At 58.7% G+C, this 24929-nt stretch carries 27 protein-coding genes and 1 tRNA gene; 21 read left to right on the top strand and 7 right to left on the bottom strand.

The window, feature by feature from the left end; all coding sequences use genetic code 11:
* Nucleotides 1-56: 56 nt before the first annotated feature.
* The 8 genes from metG (at nucleotide 57) to HCK86_RS18015 (ending at nucleotide 8753) form a co-directional block, all read left to right on the top strand.
* The gene (gene metG / locus HCK86_RS18050; RefSeq protein WP_176085881.1) at nucleotides 57-1607 is read left to right on the top strand and encodes a methionine--tRNA ligase; all 1551 of its coding nucleotides are present in this window, start codon (nucleotides 57-59) and stop codon (nucleotides 1605-1607) included.
* 1 nt (nucleotide 1608) lies between these two features.
* A complete protein-coding gene (locus HCK86_RS18045; protein ID WP_176085880.1) occupies nucleotides 1609-2391 on the top strand; it encodes a TatD family hydrolase in 783 nt (260 codons plus the stop codon).
* Nucleotides 2392-2394: 3 nt separating this feature from the next.
* Entirely contained in the window at nucleotides 2395-3222 is an 828-nt protein-coding gene (locus tag HCK86_RS18040; RefSeq protein WP_176085879.1) for an MBL fold metallo-hydrolase, read from the top strand.
* Nucleotides 3219-3710, top strand: a complete 492-nt coding sequence (locus HCK86_RS18035; protein ID WP_176085878.1) for a YbaK/EbsC family protein — start codon at nucleotides 3219-3221, stop codon at nucleotides 3708-3710. Before HCK86_RS18040 ends, HCK86_RS18035 begins: the two co-directional genes overlap by 4 nt.
* 528 nt (nucleotides 3711-4238) lie before the next feature.
* Nucleotides 4239-5333 (top strand): ABC transporter ATP-binding protein, encoded by a 1095-nt coding sequence (locus HCK86_RS18030; protein WP_176085877.1) that lies wholly within the window; start codon nucleotides 4239-4241, stop codon nucleotides 5331-5333.
* A gap of 76 nt (nucleotides 5334-5409) precedes the next feature.
* On the top strand, nucleotides 5410-6492 hold the full coding sequence (locus HCK86_RS18025; protein ID WP_176085876.1) for an extracellular solute-binding protein: 1083 nt from the start codon (nucleotides 5410-5412) through the stop codon (nucleotides 6490-6492).
* Between the two features lie 147 nt (nucleotides 6493-6639).
* Nucleotides 6640-7890: an ABC transporter permease gene (locus HCK86_RS18020; RefSeq protein WP_246739664.1), complete on the top strand. Its 1251-nt coding sequence runs from the start codon at nucleotides 6640-6642 to the stop codon at nucleotides 7888-7890.
* Between the two features lie 11 nt (nucleotides 7891-7901).
* Nucleotides 7902-8753: an ABC transporter permease gene (locus tag HCK86_RS18015; protein ID WP_176085874.1), complete on the top strand. Its 852-nt coding sequence runs from the start codon at nucleotides 7902-7904 to the stop codon at nucleotides 8751-8753.
* A 93-nt stretch (nucleotides 8754-8846) separates the two neighbouring features.
* Here the strand turns inward: HCK86_RS18015 and HCK86_RS18010 are convergent, their stop codons facing one another.
* Entirely contained in the window at nucleotides 8847-9140 is a 294-nt protein-coding gene (locus HCK86_RS18010; protein ID WP_176085873.1) for a hypothetical protein, read from the bottom strand.
* 208 nt (nucleotides 9141-9348) lie between these two features.
* Here HCK86_RS18010 and HCK86_RS18005 point away from each other — a divergent pair, with 208 nt between their 5' ends.
* Both HCK86_RS18005 and HCK86_RS18000 read left to right on the top strand, forming a co-directional pair.
* Entirely contained in the window at nucleotides 9349-10185 is an 837-nt protein-coding gene (locus HCK86_RS18005; protein WP_176085872.1) for a DUF1295 domain-containing protein, read from the top strand.
* 80 nt (nucleotides 10186-10265) lie between these two features.
* Nucleotides 10266-10748: a hypothetical protein gene (locus tag HCK86_RS18000; protein ID WP_176085871.1), complete on the top strand. Its 483-nt coding sequence runs from the start codon at nucleotides 10266-10268 to the stop codon at nucleotides 10746-10748.
* Here HCK86_RS18000 and HCK86_RS17995 read toward each other — a convergent pair.
* From HCK86_RS17995 to HCK86_RS17985, 3 genes are read right to left on the bottom strand one after another with little or no spacing between them, the layout of a single operon-like run.
* Nucleotides 10738-11955, bottom strand: coding sequence for a cyclopropane-fatty-acyl-phospholipid synthase family protein (locus tag HCK86_RS17995; RefSeq protein WP_176085870.1), 1218 nt, complete (start codon nucleotides 11953-11955; stop codon nucleotides 10738-10740). The two genes, HCK86_RS18000 and HCK86_RS17995, sit on opposite strands and share 11 nt — an antisense overlap.
* Nucleotides 11933-12748 carry a DUF1365 domain-containing protein gene (locus tag HCK86_RS17990; protein WP_176085869.1) on the bottom strand — a complete coding sequence of 272 codons (816 nt, stop codon included), beginning with the start codon at nucleotides 12746-12748 and terminating at the stop codon, nucleotides 11933-11935. The genes HCK86_RS17995 and HCK86_RS17990 overlap by 23 nt, the downstream gene beginning before the upstream one ends.
* Complete coding sequence (locus tag HCK86_RS17985; RefSeq protein WP_176085868.1) at nucleotides 12745-14100, bottom strand: FAD-dependent oxidoreductase; 1356 nt, start codon at nucleotides 14098-14100, stop codon at nucleotides 12745-12747. The genes HCK86_RS17990 and HCK86_RS17985 overlap by 4 nt, the downstream gene beginning before the upstream one ends.
* 238 nt (nucleotides 14101-14338) lie before the next feature.
* Between HCK86_RS17985 and HCK86_RS17980 the strand changes: the two genes are divergently transcribed.
* The 4 genes from HCK86_RS17980 to HCK86_RS17965 are packed head-to-tail and all read left to right on the top strand — an operon-like array spanning nucleotide 14339 to nucleotide 16634.
* Nucleotides 14339-14896, top strand: a complete 558-nt coding sequence (locus tag HCK86_RS17980) for a sigma-70 family RNA polymerase sigma factor (RefSeq protein WP_348641097.1) — start codon at nucleotides 14339-14341, stop codon at nucleotides 14894-14896.
* Nucleotides 14893-15567 carry a ChrR family anti-sigma-E factor gene (locus HCK86_RS17975; RefSeq protein WP_176085866.1) on the top strand — a complete coding sequence of 225 codons (675 nt, stop codon included), beginning with the start codon at nucleotides 14893-14895 and terminating at the stop codon, nucleotides 15565-15567. The genes HCK86_RS17980 and HCK86_RS17975 overlap by 4 nt, the downstream gene beginning before the upstream one ends.
* A gap of 9 nt (nucleotides 15568-15576) precedes the next feature.
* Nucleotides 15577-15990, top strand: a complete 414-nt coding sequence (locus HCK86_RS17970; RefSeq protein ID WP_176085865.1) for a DUF2177 family protein — start codon at nucleotides 15577-15579, stop codon at nucleotides 15988-15990.
* Between the two features lie 50 nt (nucleotides 15991-16040).
* Nucleotides 16041-16634, top strand: coding sequence for a YigZ family protein (locus HCK86_RS17965; protein ID WP_176085944.1), 594 nt, complete (start codon nucleotides 16041-16043; stop codon nucleotides 16632-16634).
* Between the two features lie 24 nt (nucleotides 16635-16658).
* Here HCK86_RS17965 and HCK86_RS17960 read toward each other — a convergent pair whose 3' ends face one another.
* On the bottom strand, nucleotides 16659-17222 hold the full coding sequence (locus HCK86_RS17960; protein ID WP_176085864.1) for a glycoside hydrolase family 108 protein: 564 nt from the start codon (nucleotides 17220-17222) through the stop codon (nucleotides 16659-16661).
* Nucleotides 17223-17372: 150 nt separating this feature from the next.
* Between HCK86_RS17960 and HCK86_RS17955 the strand changes: the two genes are divergently transcribed.
* From HCK86_RS17955 to arsH, 4 genes are all read left to right on the top strand, one after another.
* The gene (locus HCK86_RS17955) at nucleotides 17373-17756 is read left to right on the top strand and encodes a metalloregulator ArsR/SmtB family transcription factor (protein ID WP_176085863.1); all 384 of its coding nucleotides are present in this window, start codon (nucleotides 17373-17375) and stop codon (nucleotides 17754-17756) included.
* Nucleotides 17757-17899: 143 nt separating this feature from the next.
* Complete coding sequence (gene arsB / locus HCK86_RS17950; protein ID WP_176085862.1) at nucleotides 17900-18970, top strand: ACR3 family arsenite efflux transporter; 1071 nt, start codon at nucleotides 17900-17902, stop codon at nucleotides 18968-18970.
* Between the two features lie 2 nt (nucleotides 18971-18972).
* A complete protein-coding gene (gene arsC, locus HCK86_RS17945; RefSeq protein ID WP_176085861.1) occupies nucleotides 18973-19398 on the top strand; it encodes an arsenate reductase (glutaredoxin) in 426 nt (141 codons plus the stop codon).
* Nucleotides 19325-20098: an arsenical resistance protein ArsH gene (arsH, locus tag HCK86_RS17940; protein ID WP_176085860.1), complete on the top strand. Its 774-nt coding sequence runs from the start codon at nucleotides 19325-19327 to the stop codon at nucleotides 20096-20098. Before arsC ends, arsH begins: the two co-directional genes overlap by 74 nt.
* 103 nt (nucleotides 20099-20201) lie before the next feature.
* Here arsH and HCK86_RS17935 read toward each other — a convergent pair.
* Nucleotides 20202-20277, bottom strand: a tRNA-Lys gene (locus HCK86_RS17935).
* Nucleotides 20278-20567: 290 nt separating this feature from the next.
* Here HCK86_RS17935 and HCK86_RS17930 point away from each other — a divergent pair.
* Nucleotides 20568-21311 carry a cytochrome c biogenesis protein CcdA gene (locus HCK86_RS17930; RefSeq protein ID WP_176085859.1) on the top strand — a complete coding sequence of 248 codons (744 nt, stop codon included), beginning with the start codon at nucleotides 20568-20570 and terminating at the stop codon, nucleotides 21309-21311.
* Nucleotides 21312-21350: 39 nt separating this feature from the next.
* Nucleotides 21351-22301: an AEC family transporter gene (locus tag HCK86_RS17925; RefSeq protein ID WP_176085858.1), complete on the top strand. Its 951-nt coding sequence runs from the start codon at nucleotides 21351-21353 to the stop codon at nucleotides 22299-22301.
* A 374-nt stretch (nucleotides 22302-22675) separates the two neighbouring features.
* On the opposite strand, the gene HCK86_RS17915 is transcribed toward HCK86_RS17925, so the two are convergent.
* Nucleotides 22676-23857, bottom strand: coding sequence for a UbiH/UbiF family hydroxylase (locus tag HCK86_RS17915; RefSeq protein ID WP_176085856.1), 1182 nt, complete (start codon nucleotides 23855-23857; stop codon nucleotides 22676-22678).
* A 183-nt stretch (nucleotides 23858-24040) separates the two neighbouring features.
* On the opposite strand from HCK86_RS17915, the gene pcsA reads away from it, so the two are divergent.
* A complete protein-coding gene (gene pcsA / locus HCK86_RS17910; protein WP_176085943.1) occupies nucleotides 24041-24790 on the top strand; it encodes a phosphatidylcholine synthase in 750 nt (249 codons plus the stop codon).
* Nucleotides 24791-24929 lie beyond the last annotated feature (139 nt).

Genomic DNA, 24929 nt, shown 5'->3' with positions numbered 1-24929 from the left:
CCCGCGCGCTGCATCGCTTGCGGACAACACGGGCTTTGCGCATCGGAACCGCGGGAATGACCGACAAGAAGCCTTATTACATTACGACGCCGATCTTCTACCCCAATGGCACGCCCCATATCGGTCATGCCTATACCATGATCGCAACGGATGCACTGGCACGCTTTAGTCGCCTTGACGGTCTTGATGTACGGCTTCTCTCCGGCACGGACGAGCATGGCCAGAAGATGCAGCAGACGGCGGAAAAGGAAGGGATTGCGCCGATCGAGCTTGCCGATCGCAACTCGGCGGTGTTTCGCAATCTCCTCAAGTTTCTCAACTGCTCCAATGATGACTTTATTCGCACGACCGAGGACCGTCATCGCATTGCCGTTCAGGCGCTGTGGCAAAAGATGCAGGCGAATGGCGATATCTATCTCGGCAAATATGGCGGCTGGTATTCCGTGCGTCAGGAAGCCTATTTCGATGAAGGCGAGACAACGCTCGGCGACGATGGCGTTCGCCGCGAGCCGCTGGGGTCGCCGGTCGAATGGGTCGAGGAAGAGAGCTATTTCTTCCGGCTTTCCGCCTATGGCGACAGGTTGCTGGAATATTACGAGACGCACCCTGATTTCATCGGCCCGGCGGAGCGCCGCAATGAGGTGATCTCCTTCGTAAAGTCAGGGCTCAAGGATCTCTCGATCTCGCGGACGACCTTCGACTGGGGTGTCAAGGTTCCGGGCGACGACAAACATGTGATGTATGTCTGGGTCGATGCGCTGACCAACTACATCACCGCGCTCGGATATCCCGATCAAACCGGTGATCTGTGGGATTACTGGCCGGCCATGCACATCATTGGCAAGGATATCATCCGCTTCCACACGGTCTACTGGCCGGCCTTCCTGATGTCGGCCGGTGTGGCGCTGCCGAAGCGCGTTTACGCCCATGGCTTCCTGCTCAACAAGGGCGAGAAGATGTCGAAGTCGGTCGGCAACGTCGTTGACCCGTTCAATCTCGTCTCGCATTTCGGTCTGGATCCGATCCGCTACTTCTTCCTGCGCGAGGTTTCTTTTGGCCAGGATGGCTCCTATAGCGACGAGGGGATCGGCAATCGCATCAATGCCGATCTCGCCAATGGCATCGGCAATCTTGCCAGCCGCTCGCTGTCGATGATCGTCAAGAACTGCGATGGTCAGGTGCCCGCGCCGGGGCCGTTCACCGATGAGGACAAGGCCATGCTGGCCATGGCCGACGGTGTCATCGAGACGGTGCGTGCGGAAATGAATGCGCAGGCCATTCACAAGGCCACTGCTGCCATCATCGCCGTCGTCTCCGAAGGCGACCGCTATTTCGCCGGTCAGGAGCCCTGGGCGCTGCGCAAGACCGATCCCGATCGTATGGCGACCGTGCTCTATGTCACTGCGGAAGTCGTGCGTCAGGTGGCGATCCTGCTGCAGCCCTATATGCCCGACTCGTCGGCGAAGCTGCTGGATCTCGTTGCCGCACCTGCCGATGCGCGCGACTTTGCCCATCTGGGAGAGGCTGGCCGCCTGAAACCCGGCACGCCGCTGGAAAAGCCCACGCCGGTTTTCCCGCGCTATGTTGCTCCTGAGGATGAAGCCTGAAATGTTGATTGACAGTCATTGCCATCTGGATTTTCCCGATTTTGCCGAGGAGCGTGATGCGCTGGTTGCGCGCGCGCATGCCGCGGGTGTCAGGCAGATGGTGACGATCTCAACACGCGTAAAGAAATTTCCGCAAATAATTGAGATTGCTGAGAAATATGAAAGTGTATTTTGTTCCGTCGGTACGCATCCGAGCAATGCCGATGAGGAACTCGATGTTGATGCGGCAGACCTGATCCGCCTCGCCGGGCATCCCAAAGTGGTTGCCATCGGCGAGGCGGGGCTGGATTATCACTATGATGCCGACAAGGCCGAAGCACAGAAGATCGGCCTTCACCGTCATATCGAGGCTGCCCGCCAGACCGGCCTGCCGCTGGTGATCCATAGCCGCGATGCGGATGCGGATATGGCAGCAATCCTGACGGAAGAGACAGAAACGAACGGGGCCTTTCCCTTCATTCTGCATTGTTTTTCTGCCGGTCGCGCTCTTGCCGAGACCGGTATCGCGCTTGGCGGCTATGTTTCCTTTTCCGGGATCCTGACCTTCCGCAATTCGCAGGACATTCGCGATATTGCCGCTGATATTCCGCTCGACCGGCTACTGGTCGAGACCGATGCGCCCTATCTGGCGCCGACGCCCTATCGCGGCAAGCGCAACGAGCCCTCCTATGTGGTCAACACTGCCCGCGTTCTGGGCGAGGTCAAGGGGCTCGATGCGGCGGCTATCGCCGCCGTCACCACCGAAAATGCCTTCCGCTGCTTTTCGAAGATGACGCGGGTCTGATCCGTGGGATATCGGCGCCGCTTCACCATTCTGGGCTGTTCCTCTTCACCGGGCGTGCCGCGCATTACCGGTGACTGGGGCGATTGCGATCCGCAGAACCCGAAGAACCGGCGCACCCGCGCTGCGCTTCTGATCGAGCAGATCGGCCCGGATGGCGGCACGACAACGGTGGTGGTTGATACCGGACCGGACTTTCGGGAGCAGATGATCCGCGCCGGCGTGGCGGCGATCGATGCGGTGCTCTATACCCATGGGCACGCCGATCATATTCACGGCATTGATGATATTCGCGGCTATTTTCACTCCCAGCATCACCGGATCCCGATCTATGCGGAACCGGTGACGATGGAGCGTATCGTTGCCGGCTTTGGCTATTGTCTGCAGACACCGGAAGGCAGCGAATATCCGCCGATCGCCGATCCTCATATTATCGAGGACATCGACCAGCCGATCGTGATCGACGGCGCTGGCGGCTCGATGCGCTTTTTCGCGCATCGCCAGCAGCATGGCGATATTATTTCGCTCGGCTATCGGCTTGGTGATGTTGCCTATTGCACGGATGTCAGTGATTTTCCCGAAGATGCCATCGATCGGCTTGCGGGACTTGACCTCATCATTATCGATGCGCTGCAATATCGGCGTCATCCCAGCCATTTGTCGCTGGAGCAGGCGCTTGGCTGGATCACCTATTTCGGCGCAAGACGCGCGGTGCTGACTCACATGCATATTCCGCTCGATTATGCGACGGTTCAGGCCGAAACGCCGTCCAATGTCGAGCCTGCCTATGACCAGATGGTGATCGAGTACGCGCTGGGGGAAGGGCAATTATGAGCGAGACTGGCGGAAAGCGCGCGAGCATCGATCGTGTTCGTGACGAGGCGGCGGAGAAGGGGCTTGATATCGCCATTCTCACCATGGAACAGTCCACGCGAACGGCGCAAGACGCAGCCAACGCTGCCGGCTGTGCTGTCAGCCAGATCGTCAAGTCGCTGATTTTTGCTGACAAGAATACCGGTGAACTGGTGCTGATCCTGGTGTCGGGTGCGCATAATGCGGATCTCTCCCATCTTCAGGCTGTTCATGGTCTGTCACTCGATCGCGCGGATGCCAAGCGGGTCAGAGCCGAGACAGGCTTTGCCATCGGCGGGGTTGCACCAATCGGCCATCTCGCGCCATTGCCCGTCTATATCGATGAGCAGCTTTTCGTCCACGATATCGTCTGGTGCGCCGCTGGCCGGCCGGACAGTATTTTTTCGGTCGCGCCGGAGGCGCTGGCCGCAGCAGTCGCCGCCCGCCGTCTGAGTGTCTTTCAGGGCTGAACCTGTTTTCCCTTGAGTGGATGCCGTTTGCCTGGATTCATCCTGCGAGCGAACCAAACGGCGTTTCGCCGAAGCGATTGCAGCGTCCTGTTGGTTGAGGCGATAGGGTCGCATCCCTTGATTGTCGTCAGCTTGCGGCGCATTTCATCATATAAGTCAAACTGCTTAAGCTTTGGCGCAATCAGTGACCGGCGTGTCGCTAATTGGCGCTCAGGCCCGTTTACTTGGCTGCACCATCCGAAAGCTGGCCCTGTCATGGAACTGTGATGTCTATCCAAGGTCGGATAAGAGCTTGAACCGCTGCCTGTAGTGGTATTATGCTCGCTGAATAGTCAATGTGGAAATGTGATTAAATTTCGATCTTTTTTCGAATTGAGCCTTTGAATTTGGAACGAATCCTGATTTGTTGCTCGCAGAACGCACGAAATCGGCGAAATCGGTTGTATTCGAGCAATATCGTCTGAAGGGAAACGACTGAAGAGTTAAGACAGCGACGCGTCGTCACAAACCAAAAATAACGGGGAAGACATGGCTGAAAACCGGGGCGCAGCGGTTAAATATGATAGCGTACAGAAAAGTTATGACGGCGAGACGCTCGTCGTAAAAAAGCTCAATCTGGATATTCCCCCCGGGGAGTTCCTGACCATGCTCGGTCCTTCGGGTTCGGGCAAGACAACCTGCCTGATGATGCTGGCGGGTTTTGAGCCGGCGACATCCGGCGAGATCTATCTGAACAGCAAGCCGATCAATAATGTGCCGCCGCACAAGCGCGGTATTGGCATGGTGTTTCAGAACTATGCCCTTTTTCCGCATATGAGCGTGGCCGAAAATCTGGCCTTTCCGCTGCAATTGCGCAAGGTCGGCAAGGCCGAGCAGGAAGAAAAGGTCAAGCGGGCCCTGGAAATGGTGCAGCTTGATCGCTTTGGCAGCCGTCGTCCGGCACAGCTTTCCGGCGGTCAGCAGCAGCGTGTCGCTGTTGCGCGTGCCCTGGTTTTCGATCCTGAGCTTGTGCTGATGGACGAACCGCTCGGGGCGCTGGACAAGCAGCTGCGCGAGCAGATGCAGTATGAAATCAAGCACATCCACGATAATCTTGGCGTCACCTTCGTCTATGTGACCCATGATCAGACCGAGGCGCTGACCATGTCGGACCGGGTAGCCGTGTTCAATGATGGCGTTATCCAGCAGCTGTCGGCGCCGGATCTGCTTTATGAAGCACCGCGCAATTCCTTCGTTGCCCAGTTCATCGGTGAGAACAACAAGCTGAACGGAACGGTAAAAGAGGTGCGCGGGACGGAATGTTCCGTCGAGCTTGAGGATGGCACAATCCTGATTGCCGATCGCGTCAATGTCGCAAAGGTGGGCGACCGGACGACGATTTCGCTGCGCCCGGAACGCGTGGAGCTGGTGCCGGAAGAAAGCGCCGAAAACAAGATTACCGGCCGGATCGAGGAACTCATCTATCTCGGTGACCATATTCGCGTGCGCATGAATGTGTGCGGCAATGACGAATTTGTCGTCAAGGTCAGAAATCGGGGTGAGCGCCGGACGCTCGCCGTCGGGGATATGCAGATAGTCGGATTTGCCGCGCGCGACTGCAAGGCGCTCGACTACGCCGCATAAATTCCTGGCCCCTCGGGGGCCGGGACAGGCTGCGCCTGTGCAGCCAGAACTTTCCATCAACGAAGGGGAACTTGAAATGACATTCCGCAGGACTATTCTGACCTCGGTTGCGACCATTGCACTGGCTGGTGCCGCGTCGGCCGAGGACCTGACCATCGTTTCGTGGGGCGGGGCCTATTCCGCGTCGCAGGACAAGGCCTATCATCAGCCCTATATGGCCGAACATCCCGATGTGAACATCATCAATGATGAATCCTCCAACGAGGCCGTCGCCAAGCTGCGCGCCATGAGCGAAGCCGGCAACGTCACCTGGGATCTGGTTGACGTTGAAGGTCCCGACAGCCAGCGTCTCTGTGACGAAGGCCTTGCCCAGGAAATCGACCTGAACGATTGGGCCAAGGCTGCTCCGGATGGCACGACCGCGACGGTCGATTTCGGCGATGCCGTCATCAATGACTGCTTCATTCCGCAGATCGTTTTCTCCACCACCTTCGGTTACCGCACCAATGTTCCCGAATGGAATGGCAAGGAGCCGACCAGCCTCTGCGATATCTTCGACACCACGAATTTCCCGGGCAAGCGCGCACTGGAAAAGCGTCCGAAGAAGAACATTGAATGGGCTCTGATCTGCGACGGCGTTGCCAAGGACGATCTTTATGACGTGATGTCGACGCCTGAAGGCATCGATCGGGCGCTGAAGAAGCTCGATACCATCAAGAGTGACGTGATCTGGTGGTCGGCCGGCGCCGAGACGCCGCAGCTTCTGGCCGACGGCGAAATCGTCATGGGATCGACCTATAATGGCCGTCTCTACAGCTTGATTGCCGAAGACAAGCAGCCCGTGAAGATGCTCTGGGACTGGCAGGTGTTCGATTATGACGGCTGGGTCGTCCCCGCCGGCCTTTCAGATGAGAAGCTGGCTGCCGTAAAGCAGTATATCAACTTTGCGACAGACACGCAGCGCCTGGCAGACCAGGCCAAGTACATCGCCTATGGTCCGGCCCGTGCGTCGTCGCAGCCGCTGGTGACGGATGCGATGAAGCCCTACATGCCGACCAACCCGGACAATATGGGCAACTATCTCGTCAACAACATCGAGTGGTGGGCCGACAACCAGGACGACGTGGAACAGAAGTTCCAGGCCTGGCTGACGCAGTAATTTCTGAATGCGCCGCTTCAGGCGGCGCATTTATCTTATTGATTTTAAATAAAAATAGATACCGTTCGATGATGTTGTCTTGCCCGTGGCTGGAATACTGTTTGCGGGCAGGGCGACATGGCGGCGGCGTTGAGGGGAAAAGTCAATTTGGCACAGGAACAGCTTCTGACAACGGATGGCAAGCCGCTGAAGGCGGCTCTGAGACGTGCGCTCCGGCAGGAGAAATTGCGAAACCTGATGTTGATCGCGCCGCTTCTGGCCTTTGTTCTGGTCGGCTTCGTCGCGCCGATCGTCGATATGCTGTTCCGTTCGGTCGAAAACGGAATTGTGGCCGATACGCTGCCAAAGACGGTTGTTGCGCTTTCGTCCTGGGATCCGCAAAAGACCGATCTGCCCGACGAGGCGGTTTACGCGGCCTTTCATGATGACATGGTCGTGGCGGTCGAGGAGAAGACCTATACCCGGCTTGGCTCACGGCTGAACTACGAGCAGTCCGGCATGTCGAGCCTGTTCCGCAAGAGCGGCCGTGCCGTCAAGAAAATGGATGAGGGCGACTACAAGGACCAGTTCATCGCGGCGGACAAGGCCTGGGGTGAGCCTGAGACCTGGAAGATCCTCAAGCTCTATTCACCACGCTATACCGCCGGCTATTTCCTCAACGCCGTTGATGCCGAATTGACGACGGACGGCATCAGGATGAAGCCGGAAAATCAGCGGATCTATCTCTTCCTGTTCGTGCGGACGCTGATCCTCAGCCTGGTCATCACGCTGTCCTGTCTGGTGCTCGGCTATCCTGTCTCGTTCCTGCTGGCGCATCTGCCGCTCAGACGCGCCAATCTGCTGATGATCCTGGTTCTGCTGCCATTCTGGACCTCGCTCTTGGTGCGCACCTCGGCCTGGAAGGTGCTGCTGCAGCAGCAGGGTGTGATCAATGATCTGCTTGTCTGGCTGGGTCTGGTGTCGGACAGCAACCGGCTCGTGATGATGAACAATGCCACCGGCACCATCATCGCCATGACGCATATCCTGCTGCCCTTCATGATCCTGCCGCTCTATTCGGTGATGAAGACAATCTCGCCGACCTATGTGCGCGCGGCCCGCAGCCTTGGCGCCACCAGCTGGACGGCGTTCTGGCGCATCTATTTCCCGCAATCGCTGCCGGGTATCGGCGCCGGCGCGGTGCTCGTCTTCATTCTTGCCATCGGCTACTACATCACGCCGGAACTGGTCGGCGGCACATCGGGTATCTTCATTTCAAACCGCATTGCCTATCACATCTCCAGCTCGCTGAACTGGGGGCTGGCGGCCGCACTCGGCACGCTGCTTCTGGTCGTGGTGCTGTTCATGTTCGTGCTCTATGACCGCGTCGTCGGCATCGATAATGTGAAGCTGGGCTGAGGAGGGAAACTATGCAACTGCCACCCTATGCATCGCCCATCGAACGGATCTGGCATTACAGCTATCTGGTGATTTGCGGGCTGATCTTCTTTTTTCTGGTCTTCCCGATCATCGTGATCATTCCGCTGAGCTTCAATGCGGAGAACTTCTTCACCTTCACGCCGAAAATGCTGGAGCTTGATCCTTCCGGTTATTCGCTGAAGCATTACGTGGATTTCTTCACCAACCGCGACTGGCAGTCGGCGCTGAAGAATTCCGTTCTTATCGCCCCGGCGGCAACCATCATGGCGACCACCTTCGGCACGCTGGCAGCCATCGGTCTGTCGCGTGCGCATGTTCCGTTCCGCGGCGCCATCATGGCGGTGCTGATTTCACCGATGATCGTGCCGCTGATCATCTCCGCTGCCGGCATGTATTTCTTCTATTCCCGCATCGGCATCCAGGGCACCTATTGGGGCGTGGTTCTGGCCCATGCCGTGCTCGGTACGCCTTTCGTGATCATCACGGTGACGGCGACGCTGGTGGGCTTCGACCGTTCGCTTGAACGTGCAGCGGCGTCGCTCGGCGCCAATCCGGTGATCACCTTCTTCAAGGTGCAGATGCCCCTGATCCTGCCGGGCGTGGTCTCCGGTGCCTTGTTTGCCTTCATCACATCCTTCGATGAGGTGGTTGTGGTTCTCTTCGTCGGCTCCGCATCGCAGAAAACCCTGCCATGGCAGATGTTCACGGGGCTGCGCGAGCAGATTTCGCCGACAATCCTGGCCGTCGCTTCCATCCTCGTTGCCCTGTCTGTGGCATTGCTCTGCGTGCTTGAGCTGATCCGCAGGCGTTCCGAACGCCAGCGCGGTCTGACGCCAGGCTGATATGAAGACATGGCGCTGCGACCTTCTCAATGTCGGTCGCAGCTTTAGCGTGAAGGGCCGCTCGACGGCCCTTCTTGCTTGATCACTGACGGTTCAGTTCTTCTTGGCCTTCGCCTGGTCACTGCCTGTGCTGTTCGACGGCGTGATGACCGCAGTCCCGGTCACCAGCGCGCAATGACCAGCTTCGACATAGGACTTGTTGGCATTGTTGCTGGCTGACTGGTAAACGGATGAGGCCGGGCTTTCCGATTTTTTCGAGCTGGTCTTCTGCGCTGAATTCGCCGTTCCAGCGCCGGAGAAATGCGGCTGCTGGCAGACTTCCCCCCGGCGGCCTGAATCGGCTCTCGCGAACGAGTTCGTGTTGGATGTGGAGACATTGTTTCCCATTTTTCCCTCCGTTTTGTTGACGCGTAAGCTGTATTTCACTTACGCGGTAAACCGAATTCGATTGATCTTATAATGGTCGGTCTGCAGTTATCCTCGGGTCGCCCGGTGCAGACCTGCAGTCAGCAGATGCGAAAGCGCCTGCCGGCGGTGATCCGGTGGCCGCCGCATTGCGTATTGAGGACAAGCTCAAACCAATGCGGAAAGAACCATGTCATTCGCACTCCTCATCTCGATCTTCGTCTGGCTCATCGTCGCCATGACAATCGCCTGGGCCATCCAGAGGATGACCGGAAACAGCGGCTGGATTGACGTGACCTGGTCTGTCTCGACCGGTCTCGGCGGCCTCGCCATCGTCCTTCTCAGCGGGCCCGCGCTCACCGGGCGGGTGCTGCTGGCCCTGGTGCTGGTGGCGCTCTGGTCATTGCGTCTGGCGGGGCATATCGGACTGCGAAGCGCCACTGTCAGTGATGATCCGCGCTACAGGGCACTGATCGAGGGCTGGGGCGCGCATGCGGGACTGCGGCTCTGGTGGTTCTTGCAGATCCAGGCGGTGGCCTCCTTCATATTGATCCTGTCAATCTATGGCGCCGTCCTCAATCCGGCGGCCTTCCCCGGCATGCTGGATGTCGCCGGCGGGCTGATCGCCATCGCTGCCATCGCGGGTGAGGGCATATCGGACTGGCAGCTGACTCGTTTCCGGCATTCCCAGAGCGTGGTTGGCCAGAAGCTCGTCTGTGACGTCGGTCTATGGCGCTATTCGCGGCATCCGAACTACTTTTTCGAATGGCTCTACTGGTGCAGCTGGCCGCTGATCGCCCTGTCAGGTCTGATGCCGGGCCTTCATAGCGTCGCCGCCTTTCTTGCCCCGGTCATGATGTACTGGCTTTTGAATCACGTGTCCGGGATTCCCTATCTCGAGGAACATATGCTGCGCTCGCGCGGCGCGGCATTCCGTGTCTACCAGCAGCGGGTGAATGCCTTCTTTCCCGGACCGCGCCGACCCTTGTCAGCTGCTGCTGGCGATATCGGGGCCGCCGAGAAATGACAGGGCGCGGTCCAGTGCGGACATGGGTCAACGCGTTGCGGCAGGAGAGCAGCGTTGAACAGGCCGTCGGATCGACAGCGATGCTGCTGCTCATCAATAAGCCTGTCTATCCGCTCTATCTCTGGTTTCTGGCGCCGAGCGCCTTGCTGCCATCGCTGCTGACGATGTTGTCAATGCCGGCCTACTGGCTGATCGCGCGGCTGGCGAAAAGGGCACCGGATCTGGCGCGGAAGGGGCTGGTGCTGGCAGGTCTGCTGGACACGGTTGCCATCAGCTTCGTGCTGGGGCAGGCAAGCGGGGCCGAGTTTTTCCTGTTTGCCTGCATGCTGCTGGCGTCACTGTGTTTTTACCGCGACGAAACGCTGGCCTCAAGGCTTTCCGTGGTCGCGATCTTTTGTGTCTTCGCAGTGCTGCACGGCCGCTACGGCAGCGGGCTCGGACAGATCATGCCGGATGACGCCGCCAACCTGTTCAAGCTTAACCTGCTTGGCGCTGCGGCCCTGATTGCCTTCATGGCACTGCGCTTTCCGCGCAGCGCCCGGCGTCCCCGCGTCAGATCTTGATGGCTGATTTCTGCAGATGGAACTGGGCGACATCGATGCTGCCCGCAGAAAAACCTGTCGCGCAATAGTTCAGATAATAGCGCCACATCCGCTTGAACCGATCGTCAAATCCGAGCGGTGCGATCTTTTCCCATTCTGCCAGAAAGCGCTCTTCCCATTCCAGCAGCGTCTTGGCGTAGTCCTTTCCGAAGGCGAACAGGTCTTTCACTGTCAGACCGGCGCGTTCAGCACCGGCGCGGAATGTCTCGAAGGAGGGCAGCATGCCGCCGGGAAAGATATAGGCCTGAATGAAGTCGGCATTGTCGCGATAATGGGCGAAGCGATCATGCTCGATGGTGATCGACTGAATCATCGCCGATCCGCCGGGCTTGAGCCGTTGATTGACGGTTTCGAAGAAAACCGGCCAGTGTTCCTCGCCAACCGCCTCGAACATTTCGATCGAAACGATCTTGTCGAAGGCGCCTTCACAGTCGCGATAATCCTCCAGCCTTATATCGCTGCGATCCGATAGGCCGCATCGTTCCAGCCTTTCGCGTGCGAATGTGGCCTGTTCCTTGGAAAGCGTGAGACCGGTGACGTGGCATCCGGTTGTCGACGCTGCATATTCGGCAAATCCGCCCCAGCCGCAGCCGATCTCCAGAACGCGATCCTGCGGTCCAATCTGCAGGCGCGACAGGATGCGATCATATTTGGCAATCTGCGCCTCGGAGAGCGAGATGTCACGACCCTCGTAAAGGGCGCTGGAATAGGTCATTGTCTGGTCCAGCCAGGCTGAATAGAAGGTGTTGCCGAGGTCGTAGTGATAGGCAATGTTGCGCTTGCTGCCCTTCTTGCTGTTGCCGCGCAGCCGATGGCGCAGCGCCTCGACCCGGGCAAAGAGCACATGACCCTTGAGCGCCTTGTCCAGCGCCGCCTCATTCATCACGGCAAGGGCCAGAAAGGCGCCAAGATCCGGGCTTTCCCAGTCGCCGTCCATGAATGAACGGGCAAAACCAAGATCGCCGGATGAGACAAGCCGTATCAGCGGGCGCAGATTGTGCAGCACCAGTTCGGCCACAGGCCCATCCTCGGGCGCTTTGATTGTCGCGGTGCTGCCATTGTCAAATCTGAGCGTCAGGGTTCCATGGGTGATCCGTGCTGCAATCGCAAGGATCATCCGCTGCCAGACCGTCAGCCTTCCCGTTTTACGCACAATCGCGCTCGACATGGTTTCCTCTCTCCTGTCGCCGCCGTTCGGCGATCACATGCTGTACCTTGGCTGGCGCCGGTTCATGGCGAAACACGCCAACCCCCTTGATGAACAGACGCAGGGCTTCAAAATGAATACCGGCAACTATTTTCGCAGACATCAGCGGATAGGCAAGCATGACGCGTAAAAGTTCGCGATCGGTGAGCGGCCGGCGTTTTCCCTGAAAGGCAGCATAGAGCAGAGGTCCGTGCTCGTCAGTCTCGTTGATTCTGACGGCGATCGCCTCGCCCGGGCGGGCGAGGCTGAAGTGGTAGTCGCAGTTCATCGGCATGAAGGGGGAAACGTAGAACTGCTTGGGCGCGCTCTGCCGCACCGTGTCATCATCGCCGTTGACGGGGATGACATAGGTGAAACGCTCATGGAATGTATTGCAGACCTCATAGAGGATCGCGATCAGCGCCCCGTCGGCATCATGGCAGTAGAACACGGTGAGCGGATTGAACACATGGCCGAGGATGCGCGGATAGCAGAGCATGGTGATGCGGCCGCCCTTGCCGTCCAGTCCTGCCTCTGCAAGGCGCGCTTCGGCCCAGTGCCTGAGGTCCGAGCCATCCAGCTTGCCATGGTCGCGATCGTAAACGCTGAACAGGGAAAAGCGATTGTGGGAAAACAGGCGGAGCCGCTTTGACAGAACCGGCAATTCGTCGAGATCGACCAGCAGGCTGAACACGCGGTAGCGAAGCCGGTGCGCCTTCGGCCGGTGGCGAACATGAATCACCTCTCCACGATAGATCGCCGACTGTTCTGTCATTCTGCAGCCATGAGCGGTTGTTCCGGACCGAGAAAGATCCGGCCGGATTCGTTTTCAACGCGCCACGGGCGCTGAATTCCGGTTGCTGCCTCGGCCGCCGCGAGGCCGGATTGCAAGCCGTCCTCGTGAAAACCACTGCCGAAATGGGCGCCGGCGAACCAGACATTGCCATTGCCCTGGATCGACCAGAGCTCGCGCTGGGCGGCGATTGCGCTGCGGTCGAACAACGGATGGGAATAGTTGAAACGCGCATGGATGCTGTCTTTGGCGATCGGCCGTCCGGGATTGAGGGTCAGGAAAAGCGGGCAGGCGGCGTCGATATTCTGCAGCTGGTTCATCCAGTAGGTGACGCAGAGCCGGTGTGTGGGGTCACCGCCCGTATCGAGATAGTTCCAGCTGGACCATACTTTGCGTCGTCTGGGCATCAGCGCCTCGTCACTGTGAAGCACGGCATCATTCTGCGTATATTTGAAGGCTGACAGCAAGGCATATTCGTCGCTCGTGGCATCCGCCAGCATATTGAGCGCCTGATTTCCATGCGTGGCTATGATCACAGCATCGAAGATCTCGGGGCCGCCGCTGCGCGTTGCAACATGCACCTTGGGTCCGCGCCGTTCTATCCGCGTCACCGGGCTCGACAGCCGGACCGTGCCGGAAAAATCTGAAATCATGCGACGGACATAGCTGCGGCTGCCGCCGGTGACCGTGCGCCATGAAGGGCGGTCGGACAGGGTCAGCAGCCCGTGGCTTTCAAAGAAGCGCGTAAAGGCGATCAACGGGTAGGCCCGCATTTTCTTCGGGGTCGTCGACCAGATCGCCGCGCCCATTGGCAGGATGTGATCTTCAACGAAACGGCGGGAATAGCCCTGGGCGTCGAGATAGTCACCAAGCGTTACATTTTCCAGCTCGGCCCGTCTCGCAGCTTCAGGGGCATCGCGGTAAAAACGGAATATCTCATAGATCATGCGCCAGAAGGAAAACCGCAGCAGGTTCGACTTCTGTGCAAACATCGTTGCGATATTGCTTCCCGAATATTCAAAGGCGCCCTGGTTGAGCGATGCCGAGAACGACATGTCGGATGCCTCGGTCTCAACGCCAAGATGGGAAAACAGCGCCGTCAGGTTCGGATAATTGCGTTCATTGAAAACGATGAAGCCGGTATCGACCGCAACGGTCCGCGCGCCGAATGTCACATCCACGGTATTGGAATGGCCGCCAAGGCGGTCGTCAGCCTCGAACAGCGTCACGTCATTCTGCTTTGCTGCAAGCCAGGCAGCAGAAAGGCCGGAAATACCTGAGCCGACGACAGCGATCTTTTGTCCGGTGGTATAGGGATGAGACCCGAATTGCATGTGTTGGTGACCTCCAGTTAACATCAAGCATTACGGTCGGCTGATGAAGCTGGATCGAGCTTTAGAAAAAATTATCTGAATTTTGATCCAATTGCGTTCGAGGGCCGTAGTAGCGGATATGCAAACCGCTGCTCGAACGATGAAAGCATCCGCGAAAACCCGGCCCGGCCCGTCCAGACGTGCCGGTCTACGGAATTTTGTAGCGGGACAGGAATCGCAAGCAAAGGACCCCAACGACGTGCAGGACAGTGCAGCGGACGATTTCGGCAGGGTTCTGGTTCATGTGGCTGCGACACGCGATGTCGCCAGCTTTGAGGAACTGTTCCGCTTTTTTGGGCCGCGGATCCGTTCCTACATGATGCGCCGCGCTTCGGATGCTTCGCTTGCTGAGGAATTGATGCAGGAAACCATGATGACGGTCTGGCGCAAGGCAGGCCAGTACAATCCCGACCGTGGTACAGCGGCAAGCTGGATCTTCACGATCGCCAGAAATGTGCGCATCGACCATATCAGAAAGGTCAATCGCCCGAGCTTCGATCCCAATGATCCGGCCTTCGTGCCGGACGAGCCAATCAGCCCTGATGCCGGTTTCGAAGCCGATGAAAGTGCGGAGCGGCTGCGGGACGCTCTTGGAACACTGCCCGAAGAACAGGCGCAATTGCTGAGAATGTCATTTTTCGAAGAGATACCGCATAGCGGGATTGCTGAACGTCTCGGACTTCCCCTCGGCACGGTGAAGTCTCGCATTCGTGCAGCATTTTCCAAGCTCCGTCAATCGCTTGGAGAGCAATCATGAAGCAGAACATCATGCACCATATCAGCGACGACCTGCTGCTTGAATATGCTTCCGGCGCGCTGGCGGAAGGCTTCAGCATTGCTGTTGCAACCCATCTGGCCTTGTGTCCGTCCTGTCGTCAGCGGTTGTCCGCGATGGAAGAGATCGGTGGTGCGATGCTCGCATCAATGGTTTGCGAACCGCTCGCCGATGATCGCGGCTGGGAGCGCCTCAGCCAGACGCTTTCCCGTTCTGAACCGGTTGCGACGCCGAAGCGGGCGGTCGCCACCCGCACAATCAAGGCAGATCACGCCGTGCCCGAGCCGCTGAACTCCTATCTCGGCGGCGGTCTTGCGGCGGTGAAATGGCGTCCGCTCGGGCTTGGCGCTTACCATTTTCCGATCACGACCGGCGAGGGTGGCGCTTCGGCGCGGCTGCTGCGCATTCCCGCCGGCAAGCCGGTTCCCGAACATGGCCATGCCGGACGTGAACTGACGCTGGTGCTGTCGGGTGCCTTCACCTCGCAAGGGGACTATTTCGGTCCGGGCGACCTGGAAGAGGAAGACAGCGACAGCGAACATCAGCCGATCGCGACCCCGGAGAGTGAATGCATCTGCCTTGCAGTGACCGATGCGCCGCTGAAATTCAAGAGCCGGCTGGTGCGTTTCGTGCAGCCGCTTCTCGGCATATAGGTGCGCGTCATGAAGCTGCATGTGATCGCCTGTGCCGTGCTCGTCATCTGTTTCTCGGCGCTTGATTTCATATGGCTCGGCACGGTGGCTTTCCCGTTTTATGAAGCCAGGATCGGCGCTCTTTTGCTGGCTGAGCCAGAATGGAGCGCTGCATTTTCCTTTTACGGGCTTTATCTGATCGGCATCTATGTCTTCGTCATTCGCGCAGGCCTTGATCGACGGTCGGCGCGCATCGCGGCGCTGCGTGGTGCAGGCTTTGGCCTGTTTGCCTATGGCACCTACGATCTGACCAACATGGCCACGCTTGCCGGATGGAGCTGGGCCGTTGTTGCCGTTGATATGGTCTGGGGCATGTTTGCGACGGGGCTCGCCAGCGCCATTGCGGTGCTTGCGGCCTGCAGGCTTTCGTCGCGCCCCGCTTGACATTCGTCGGCGCAGGGGTTGAAACCGTGCTGAAATCAGACGGTTCTGTCATGCCCCTTTATGCACTGAAAACAAGCTTCGCTTTCGAACAGGACATCCGCAAAAGCCGGTTCGCCGCCATTGCCGCCCCGGTTTCAAGCGAAGAAGAGGCGCGAAAATTTCTCGCAGAGAACAGTTTTGCCGACGCCAATCACAATTGCTGGGCCTACCGTATTGGCGTCACCTACCGTTTCTCGGATGATGGCGAGCCGGGCGGCACGGCCGGAAAACCAATCCTGCAGGCAATTGAAGGCCAGGCGATCGACCGGGTTATGGTCATCGTCTCGCGCTGGTTCGGCGGCATCAAGCTGGGCACTGGCGGGTTGATCCGGGCCTATGGCGGCACGGCATCCGAATGCCTGCGGCAGGCGGAAAAGCAGCAGATCATCCCCACCGTTCCGGCAAGCCTGCATCTGGCCTTCAGTGACATTGCTCTCATGGATGCCCGTCTGGCTGCCGAACCCGCGATAACGGTGTGCGATCGCATTTTCGATGCAGAGGGCGCCCTCATGTTGCTTGAGATCGCTGAAGACGAGTGCGTCAGAATAGCGGCCATGGTGATTGAATACACGAACGGACGCTCGCGGCTGACTTTGCCAGACTAGAGGTCGGTGACAGGTCCAGAATGGTCAGGCGGTCGCAGTCGATGTCGTTTCGCGGGCACGCTCACAGGACTCTTCGCGGATGCGCTGAACGCGATTGCTCCATCCGGGCCCAAACCGTGACCAGTCGGGCAGCGATTTGAGAAAATCGAGGCGTTCGTCGGAAACGGCACCGGCAATCGGCACGGCGTCCTCGACAAGCTGAAGCGCAAGCTGGGTCTGGGGGCCCAGGACTCCGTCAATCGTGAGCAGGGGCGCAAGGTTTAGTAGCTGGTTGAGCGCCTGCTGCAGCCAGGACATTGCGCGGTTGGGACCAGAATTGACCGCAGCGTCAAAGACGGCAAGATCAACACCCTTCGGCAGCTGGTCGCCGCCGATCGGCACCCAGTAATATTGATGGTAGATTGCCGAGACCTCGTCATCGCTGATGTCTTTTACCGCTTGAACCGGCAAGTTCTGGTCGTGGCGAAAGCGATCATAGGTCTGCTGCGTGACGCCATGCATGGTCGCGCCACCGGGATCTTGCGGATCATTGCTATAACCACCTTCTTCCTGAAGTGTGGCCTGAAGGCAGGTCTCGAAGGCGTCCATGGCACTTCCCCAAGCGAGCAATAGATATATATTTACAACCTAAGCGAAATGTTCGACAAAACTGTGGCCGGCGCGAAGTCTGCCCCGGCTTTCTGTCGATGCCGCGAGAACAGGCATTGACGGACAGAATATATCTATTATTCTGGATATATGGATGATAACGATGTGATCACGGCGCTCAGTGCGCTTGCCCAGACGACGCGGCTCGGCTGCTTCCGCCATTTGATCGCGCGCGAACCCGAGGGGGTTCCCGCGGGAGAGCTGGCGCGTGCATTGGGGGTTCCCCAAAACACCATGTCCGCGCATCTCGCGACCATGACCAATGCCGGTCTGCTGATCGGTCAGCGGCAGGGCCGGTCGATCCTCTACCGGGTCGATCTCGAGGCCTTTCGCGGCATTGTCCTGCATCTGCTGCAGGATTGCTGTGGCGGCAATCAGGGCCTGTGCGCGCCGCTGATCGAAGACCTCACGCAGGAATGCCGGTCATGTGCGCCGGCGCAACAAGAAGACGCAGCCGCCGGGGACGTTTCCTGAAGACTGAGCGGGTTCGGAGAACTAGCGCATATCGGCGCCGTTACGGGCGCGGTAACGGCCGGCCGTATGGCGGCCTTGAATGGAAATCGCGGGCACGCGGCGGCATGGATGGTGCCGCCGGGCCTGACGGAGAGGGGATCTGAATGTCCTTGTTCGAACGCTACCTGACGCTGTGGGTGGCTCTTTGCATCGTTGTCGGCGTGGCGCTCGGACATTTGTTCCCGGCGATTTTCCACGGCGTGGCCGCAGTGGAGCTGGCGCAGGTCAACCTGCCGGTTGCCGTGCTCATCTGGCTGATGATCATCCCGATGCTGCTGAAAATCGATTTCGCGGCGCTTGGCCAGGTCGGTCGGCACTGGCGTGGCATTGGCGTCACGCTGCTGGTCAACTGGGCCATCAAACCATTTTCCATGGCGCTTCTCGGCTGGCTGTTCATCGGTTGGCTGTTCAGGCCGCTGCTGCCTGCCGATCAGATCAGTTCCTATATTGCCGGCCTGATCATTCTGGCCGCTGCGCCCTGTACGGCGATGGTGTTCGTCTGGTCGAACCTGACGAAGGGAGAGCCGCATTTCACGCTTTCCCAGGTGGCGCTGAATGACGCGATCATGGTGGTGGCCTTTGCGCCCATCGTCGCGTTTTTGCTGGGGCTATCGGCAATCACCGTGCCTTGGGATACGCTGGTCCTTTCCGTCGTGCTCTATATCGTCATCCCGGTCATCATCTCGCAAATTGTTCGGCGCATGCTGATCCGGGACGGCGATGCGACAAGGCTCAGTCAGCTGCTGCAGAAGATCCAGCCGCTGTCGCTAGTGGCGCTTCTGGCGACGCTGGTGCTGCTGTTCGGCTTTCAGGGGGAGCAGATTATCGCGCAGCCCGCCGTGATCGTCCTGCTGGCCGTGCCGATCCTGATTCAGGTCTATTTCAACGCGGGCCTTGCCTATCTGCTCAACCGGCTGAGCGGCGAGCAGCATTGTGTGGCCGGGCCTTCAGCGCTGATCGGTGCTTCCAATTTCTTCGAACTGGCTGTCGCCGCTGCAATCAGCCTGTTCGGCTTCAATTCAGGCGCAGCACTGGCGACGGTGGTCGGTGTCCTGATCGAAGTGCCGGTGATGCTCTCGGTCGTCTGGATCGTCAATCGCTCGAAGGGCTGGTATGAGCGCAGCCCCGCCGTTTCGAAGACAATTGCCACGCTATCTGCCAGTGAGAAGGTCTGATCATGGACGTCACCATTTATCACAACCCCGCCTGCGGCACCTCCCGCAACACGCTTGCGCTGATCCGTCATGCCGGTATCGAGCCGACCGTCATCGAATATCTGAAGCACCCGCCAGAACGCGAAGTGCTTGTGAAGATGATCGCGGATGCGGGTTTGACGGTGCGGGCCGCCCTGCGCCAGAAGGGCACGCCCTATGCAGAGCTCGGCCTCGATGATGACAGTCTGACTGATGATCAGCTTGTGGATGCGATGGTGGCCCATCCCATCCTCATCAACAGGCCTTTCGTCATCACGCCGCTGGGCACGCGTCTTTCGCGACCGTCGGAAGTGGTGCTGGAAATCCTGCCGCAGGATGGTTTTGGCGGCGCTTTCGCCAAGGAGGACGGCGAAAAGGTTCTGGACGAAAAGGGGAAGCGTATTGGTTGACCTGCCCGCAGTTGAGCTGTCGCTTCTCAAGCGTCCGGATCTGGAAGCGCTTCGCCCCGCTTTCTCGACGCATCCGCCGCGCATCCTGATCCTCTATGGTTCATTGCGTACGGTGTCCTATTCGCGGCTGCTGGCTGAGGAGGCTGGGCGGCTGCTTGAATATTTCGGCGCCACGGTACGTTTTTTCGATCCGTCCGGCCTGCCTTTGCCCGATGATGCGCCGGCGAGCCATCCGAAGGTTCAGGAATTGCGAAGTCTTTCGGAATGGTCCGAGGGGCAGGTCTGGGTCAGCCCGGAGCGCCATGGCGCCATCACCGGCATCATGAAGGCGCAGATCGACTGGATCCCGCTTGAAATCGGTGCCATCCGCCCGACCCAGGGCAAGACGCTCGCGGTCATGCAGGTCTCGGGAGGCTCGCAGAGTTTCAACGCTGTCAATACGCTGCGGCTGCTGGGGCGCTGGATGCGGATGATCACCATCCCCAATCAGAGCAGCGTGCCGAAAGCCTTTACGGAATTTTCTCCGGACGGCCGGATGAAGCCGTCCCCCTATTATGACCGTGTGGTCGATGTCTGCGAGGAATTGGTGAAATTTACCCTCCTGACCCGCGATGCCTCCCATTACCTGACGGACCGCTACAGCGAACGCAGGGAGACAGCGGCGAAGCTTCAGGAGCGGGTGACACTCAAATCCATATAAACACTGTGGGTTGCGGGGAATCACTGTCCCACACGCCGGCTTGTCGAAGGGGCACGAACGGGTCAGGCCTGAAACCGGAATATCTTGATTTTGTCGATCTTATTGGTGAGCGCGCAGGGGTTCGAACCCTGGACCTACTGATTAAAAGTCAGTTGCTCTACCGGCTGAGCTACGCGCTCCCAAGCCGTGATGCACGAAGCTTTCGGCTGAAAGTGCGCGGAACATAGGCAGGGTCTTGAGCAAGGTCAACCCGAAATATCAGCATCCGGATGACATTTCCGTGGTTTTTCCCAGGTGCAATGGTGATTGGCAAGCTGCACTGCTCTGGTCTAATACGAAGCTGTTACGGGCATGCCATCGCCCGACGCGTCCAAGTTGTGCCTTATTGACTGAGTAGCAGGCTGGCGTCGCACGTCTCTGATCGGGTATGAACGGGACGGGCAGAGAGAGCAGAAAAGGTAAGTGCGCGTTGTCGATGATCGAGATTTCCTTTGTGAGTGCACTTTTCGCCGGTGCGCTTTCATTCCTGTCACCCTGCGTGCTGCCGCTGGTGCCGCCTTATCTCTGCTATATGGCCGGAATTTCATTTGAGCAGCTGAAAGGTGCGGATCAAGAGACACGTGCCTCCCGCATTTCCGTGCTTCTGCCGGCCTTCTTCTTCACGCTCGGATTTGCCACCGTGTTTGTCGCGCTCGGCGTCGGCGCGTCGTCCATCGGTCAGTTGCTGCGTCAGTCGATGGATATTCTCTCCAAGGTCGGCGGCGTGATCATCATCGTGATGGGGCTGCATTTTCTCGGCGTGGTGAAGATCCCGATCCTTGCGCGCGAGGCGCGGTTTCACGGCGCCGGACGTCCGGCCAGCCTGACCGGAGCCTATGTGATGGGTCTTGCCTTCGCTTTTGGCTGGACGCCCTGCATCGGTCCGGTGCTGGGCGCCATCCTTGCCGTTGCGGCATCGAAGAATACGCTCTTTGATGGTGCGCTGTTGCTGTCCGTCTATTCGCTCGGCCTTGCCGTGCCATTCTGGATCGCCGCCTTCTTTTCCGGCGCCTTCATGCGTTTTCTTACCCGTTTCCGGCGCCATATCGGCGCGGTGGAGAAGCTGATGGGGGCGTTTTTGATCCTGACAGGGCTTGCCTTCCTGTTCGGTTTCGTCGCCGATATAGCGATCTGGTTCCAGTCGACCTTCCCGATTCTCTCAACGATCGGCTGAGACTGTTGCCGGTCGGGGCGATAATGAGAGAGCGACCACTTGGCCAGCATATTCGGACTTCTGTTTCCCTTTTTCGGGCTGATCGCGGTGGGCTATGCCGCCGCAAAGATCTTTCGTCAGCCCGAGGCAGGCCTCGCCTGGCTGAATATCTTCATCATCTATGCCGCATTGCCGGCGCTGTTTTTCAAACTCGTTTCGCGGACGCCCTTCGATGAGCTGACGAGGGTCGATTTCATATCGGTGGACCTCGCCGCTACCTATTGTGTTTTCGCGCTGATTTTCGTTGCCGGCCGTCTTGTGCTGAAGAATGGCCTGAAGGAAAGCACCATCCAGGCCTTTGCCGCGTCCTATGGCAATATCGGCTATATGGGGCCGGGCATTGCCATTCTGGCGCTCGGTGAGGCTGCGGCGGTTCCGGTGGCGCTGATCATATGCTTCGAGAACGCGCTTCATTTCATGGTCGCGCCAGCGATGATGGCGCTTTTCGGTGATCGTGTTGCCCATCCGGCGCGACTGGTGCGGCTGATCCTCGGCAAGGCTCTGCTGCATCCCTTTGTCGTCTCGACGGCACTGGGCTTTGCCGTTGCCGCTGCCGGTGTCGCGCCGCCCGAGGCATTCAGCCGGCTGATCGACTATCTGGCCCAGGCGGCGGCCCCCTGTGCGCTGTTTGCCATGGGAGTGACTCTGGCGCTCAGACCGCTGAAGCGGGTGCCGGTGGAAATCAGCTATATTGTGCCGGCGAAGCTCATCCTGCATCCGATCATCGTTCTTGTGGCGATGCTGCTGCATGGCGGTTTCGAGCCGGTCTGGGTCGAGGCTGCCATTGTCATGGCGGCACTGCCCACGGCCACCAATGTCTTCGTCATCGCCCAGCAATATGGCATCTGGTATGAGCGCGCTTCGGCAACGATCCTGATTACCACGGTCGCCTCAGCGGCAACGCTGTCGCTGCTGCTGATCCTGCTGTCGTCGGGGCTTCTGCCGCTCTAGGGGCGAAACTCAATTGATCCACCATGTGACGATAGCTGCGATATAGCTGGTTGCGGCGAAGTTTATCATGAGCTTGTCGTATCGCGTCGCGACACGTCTCCAGTCTTTGAAAGGGCAGAATGTTCGCTCGATGATATTGCGTCTGAGGTAGGCGACCGGGTCAAACGGCCTGATCCTCTTTCGGGTTGGATTGTTGGGAATGACTGGTTGCGTGCCGCGTGTTGTCAGGAAATGGATGGATAATTTAATCAAAAATTTGATTGGGTTTCGACCCTAGAGCGCCGTGCGTCCTTCTGGACGCAGCAGGACGCTCTATCTTATTGAATCTACGCATCGTTCTTTCGAAAATCGACAGCGACTTTCGAGCCGATGCGCTAGTGTGGCAGAAGCGCCTTGAAGCCGCGTAGCGGTTCAACGCCTTCGCGCATGGCGAACTGACGCAAGGGCGGGAAAGCGCCAAGCAGCTTCAGGCCGGCAGCCCTGGCCATCTGCACCGGCAGGAAACCGGCCAGCAGCGAGCGGTTGAGAATATCGACGCTGACGGTGCGGCTCCAGACATCGCCCTTGCGTTGCAGATCAAAGCGGTCGCCGGCATGGCGGCCAATCGGCTTTGCCGTGACGCCATCCAGCATGCGGGTCAAGGCAAGAATATCGCGCAGGCTGAGATTGAGCCCCTGCGCCCCGATCGGCGGAAAGGCATGGGCGGCCTCGCCGATAATGGCAATCCGGCCCTTGCCGAAGCGATTGGCAACCATGGAGGAGAGCGGCCATTTCTGCGGCGCTCCCTCGACCGTGACTGCGCCCAACAGGGAGGCCATGCGTGTTTCAATCAGCTGCGAAAGTTCTTCGGGCGCCTTTTCGATCAGCGCATCAGCCTCCGCCGCGCTGACGACCCATACGAGGCTGGAGCGATCGCCGGGCAGCGGCACCTGGGTGAAGGGGCCAGTCGGCGTATGGAACTCGGTTGAAATGTTGCGGTGGGGCAGGGCATGGGCGAAGTTCAGCACCACTGCGGTCTGCGGATAGGCCCAGGTTTTGGTGTCGATTCCGGCGGCGGCGCGAACCTTGGAATTGCGGCCATCGGCACCGACAATCATATCTGCCGAAATGCTGTCGCCGCTTTCAAGCGTCAGCGTGACGGCGTCGTCGCCGGGGAGGATTTCGCTGACCACGGTTTCAAACCAGGCGATATTGGCCTCGCTGGCAACCGCATCGGCAAGCGCGGCATTGAGCATGCCGTTGGGGATATTGTAGCCGAAGGCCGGCAGGTCGATCTCGGCGGCACGGAAATTGACCGTCGGGGCGCGAATCAGCCGCTTGGTTCCGTCGATGATGCGCATCGTTGAAAGCGCTGCGGTTGCGGGTTCGAGATTTTCCCACAATCCCAGACGATCGAGAAAGCGGATCGAATGATCCATCAGTGCGGTTGTCCGCTGATCCTTGCGGTTCGGGGCAGGGCCGATCAGAGCAACCTTGCGGGACGCGCGCGAAAGCGCAAGCGCTGCGATCAGGCCCGCAGGGCCGCCGCCGACAATGGCAATTTCGTAATCAGACATGGATTAACCTCCGGCATCGCATTCGCATTTGTCAGGAATATAGTGTGACATGTGGCATAGCGCGTCAGAAAATTTGGGAAAGACGGGTTTTTTTCGCACCACCAGCGCAATTAAAGTGCATGCTTCGCGCGAAGCGAACTGGTAATGATGCGTTTTTCAAAAAGGCGGGTGAAGGTCAAGGTGATGGGCATGCTGAGAGAGCGGAAGGTACCCTATGCGAAGATTCGCGCCTTTTCCGTTCACATTTTGACGGCTTCAGGCTCCTATCTCGCTTTCCTCGGCGTTGTCGCGGCGGCTGAAGGGCGCTTTGTGACGATGTTCTGGTGGCTAGGGCTCGCCCTTTTTGTCGATGGTGTCGACGGCCCGATCGCGCGGCGTCTGCGCGTGAGCGAGGTGTTGCCCAACTGGTCAGGCGTGATGCTCGACAACATCATCGATTACGTGACCTATGTATTGCTGCCGGCCTTCGCGCTCTATCAGAGCCATATGATCGGCGAGCCCATGTCCTTCGTCGCCGCGGCCCTGATCGTGGTGTCCAGCGCGATCTATTACGCCGACAGCGGGATGAAGACGGCAGAGAACTTCTTTTCGGGGTTTCCTGTGGTCTGGAACATGGTCGTGTTTGCGCTTTTCGTGATCGATCCGCCGGCAAGCGTGGCCATGGCGATTGTGGTCATTTCGGTCGTGCTCACCTTCCTGCCGGTCAATTTCCTGCATCCCGTGCGGGTCAAGCGACTGCGTCCACTGAACCTCACCGTTTTTGCTCTCTGGTCGCTGACGGGGGCCTATGCGCTGATCTCTGCATTTCAGCAGCCGTTCTGGATGGATGTGATCTTCATCGCCTGCGGCATTTATCTCTATGTCATCGGTGCAGTGCTGCAACTCTTTCCCGGACTTGACGCCAAGGCGCTGGAAAAGGCCGCCGAACTTTAGAAATAGCGAATGTGATCACTGGTGTGCAATGCGCAAAGCCTGTTGCGGTTTGTGGCGAAACTGTGCCAGATTACAGCGTGGTGTGGATGGTTTGCCAATGCGTTAAGTGTGGGACGCGGCGGCCAAAGACGTGAATTCA

The sequence above is a fragment of the Martelella sp. HB161492 genome, assembly GCF_013184775.1.
Classification (GTDB): Bacteria; Pseudomonadota; Alphaproteobacteria; order Rhizobiales; family Rhizobiaceae; genus Martelella.
The sequence above is the reverse complement of the archived record's forward strand: the minus strand, read 5'-3'. Positions and strand labels throughout refer to the sequence as shown.

Bases quoted from the DNA above. Each gene is read 5' to 3' on its own strand.
- HCK86_RS18025 (WP_176085876.1), top strand. From the start codon at position 5,410: ATGACATTCCGCAGGACTATTCTGACCTCGGTTGCGACCATTGCACTG.
- HCK86_RS17970 (WP_176085865.1), top strand. From the start codon at position 15,577: ATGAAGCTGCATGTGATCGCCTGTGCCGTGCTCGTCATCTGTTTCTCG.
- arsC (WP_176085861.1), top strand. From the start codon at position 18,973: ATGGACGTCACCATTTATCACAACCCCGCCTGCGGCACCTCCCGCAAC.
- HCK86_RS17995 (WP_176085870.1), bottom strand. From the start codon at position 11,955: ATGTCGAGCGCGATTGTGCGTAAAACGGGAAGGCTGACGGTCTGGCAG.
- HCK86_RS18035 (WP_176085878.1), top strand. From the start codon at position 3,219: ATGAGCGAGACTGGCGGAAAGCGCGCGAGCATCGATCGTGTTCGTGAC.
- HCK86_RS18015 (WP_176085874.1), top strand. From the start codon at position 7,902: ATGCAACTGCCACCCTATGCATCGCCCATCGAACGGATCTGGCATTAC.
- HCK86_RS17915 (WP_176085856.1), bottom strand. From the start codon at position 23,857: ATGTCTGATTACGAAATTGCCATTGTCGGCGGCGGCCCTGCGGGCCTG.
- HCK86_RS18030 (WP_176085877.1), top strand. From the start codon at position 4,239: ATGGCTGAAAACCGGGGCGCAGCGGTTAAATATGATAGCGTACAGAAA.
- HCK86_RS18010 (WP_176085873.1), bottom strand. From the start codon at position 9,140: ATGGGAAACAATGTCTCCACATCCAACACGAACTCGTTCGCGAGAGCC.
- HCK86_RS17965 (WP_176085944.1), top strand. From the start codon at position 16,041: ATGCCCCTTTATGCACTGAAAACAAGCTTCGCTTTCGAACAGGACATC.
- HCK86_RS18000 (WP_176085871.1), top strand. From the start codon at position 10,266: ATGCTGCTGCTCATCAATAAGCCTGTCTATCCGCTCTATCTCTGGTTT.
- HCK86_RS17990 (WP_176085869.1), bottom strand. From the start codon at position 12,748: ATGACAGAACAGTCGGCGATCTATCGTGGAGAGGTGATTCATGTTCGC.
- metG (WP_176085881.1), top strand. From the start codon at position 57: ATGACCGACAAGAAGCCTTATTACATTACGACGCCGATCTTCTACCCC.
- HCK86_RS17975 (WP_176085866.1), top strand. From the start codon at position 14,893: ATGAAGCAGAACATCATGCACCATATCAGCGACGACCTGCTGCTTGAA.
- arsB (WP_176085862.1), top strand. From the start codon at position 17,900: ATGTCCTTGTTCGAACGCTACCTGACGCTGTGGGTGGCTCTTTGCATC.
- HCK86_RS18005 (WP_176085872.1), top strand. From the start codon at position 9,349: ATGTCATTCGCACTCCTCATCTCGATCTTCGTCTGGCTCATCGTCGCC.
- HCK86_RS17960 (WP_176085864.1), bottom strand. From the start codon at position 17,222: ATGGACGCCTTCGAGACCTGCCTTCAGGCCACACTTCAGGAAGAAGGT.
- HCK86_RS17985 (WP_176085868.1), bottom strand. From the start codon at position 14,100: ATGCAATTCGGGTCTCATCCCTATACCACCGGACAAAAGATCGCTGTC.
- HCK86_RS17955 (WP_176085863.1), top strand. From the start codon at position 17,373: ATGGATGATAACGATGTGATCACGGCGCTCAGTGCGCTTGCCCAGACG.
- pcsA (WP_176085943.1), top strand. From the start codon at position 24,041: ATGGGCATGCTGAGAGAGCGGAAGGTACCCTATGCGAAGATTCGCGCC.
- arsH (WP_176085860.1), top strand. From the start codon at position 19,325: ATGGTTTTGGCGGCGCTTTCGCCAAGGAGGACGGCGAAAAGGTTCTGG.
- HCK86_RS18045 (WP_176085880.1), top strand. From the start codon at position 1,609: ATGTTGATTGACAGTCATTGCCATCTGGATTTTCCCGATTTTGCCGAG.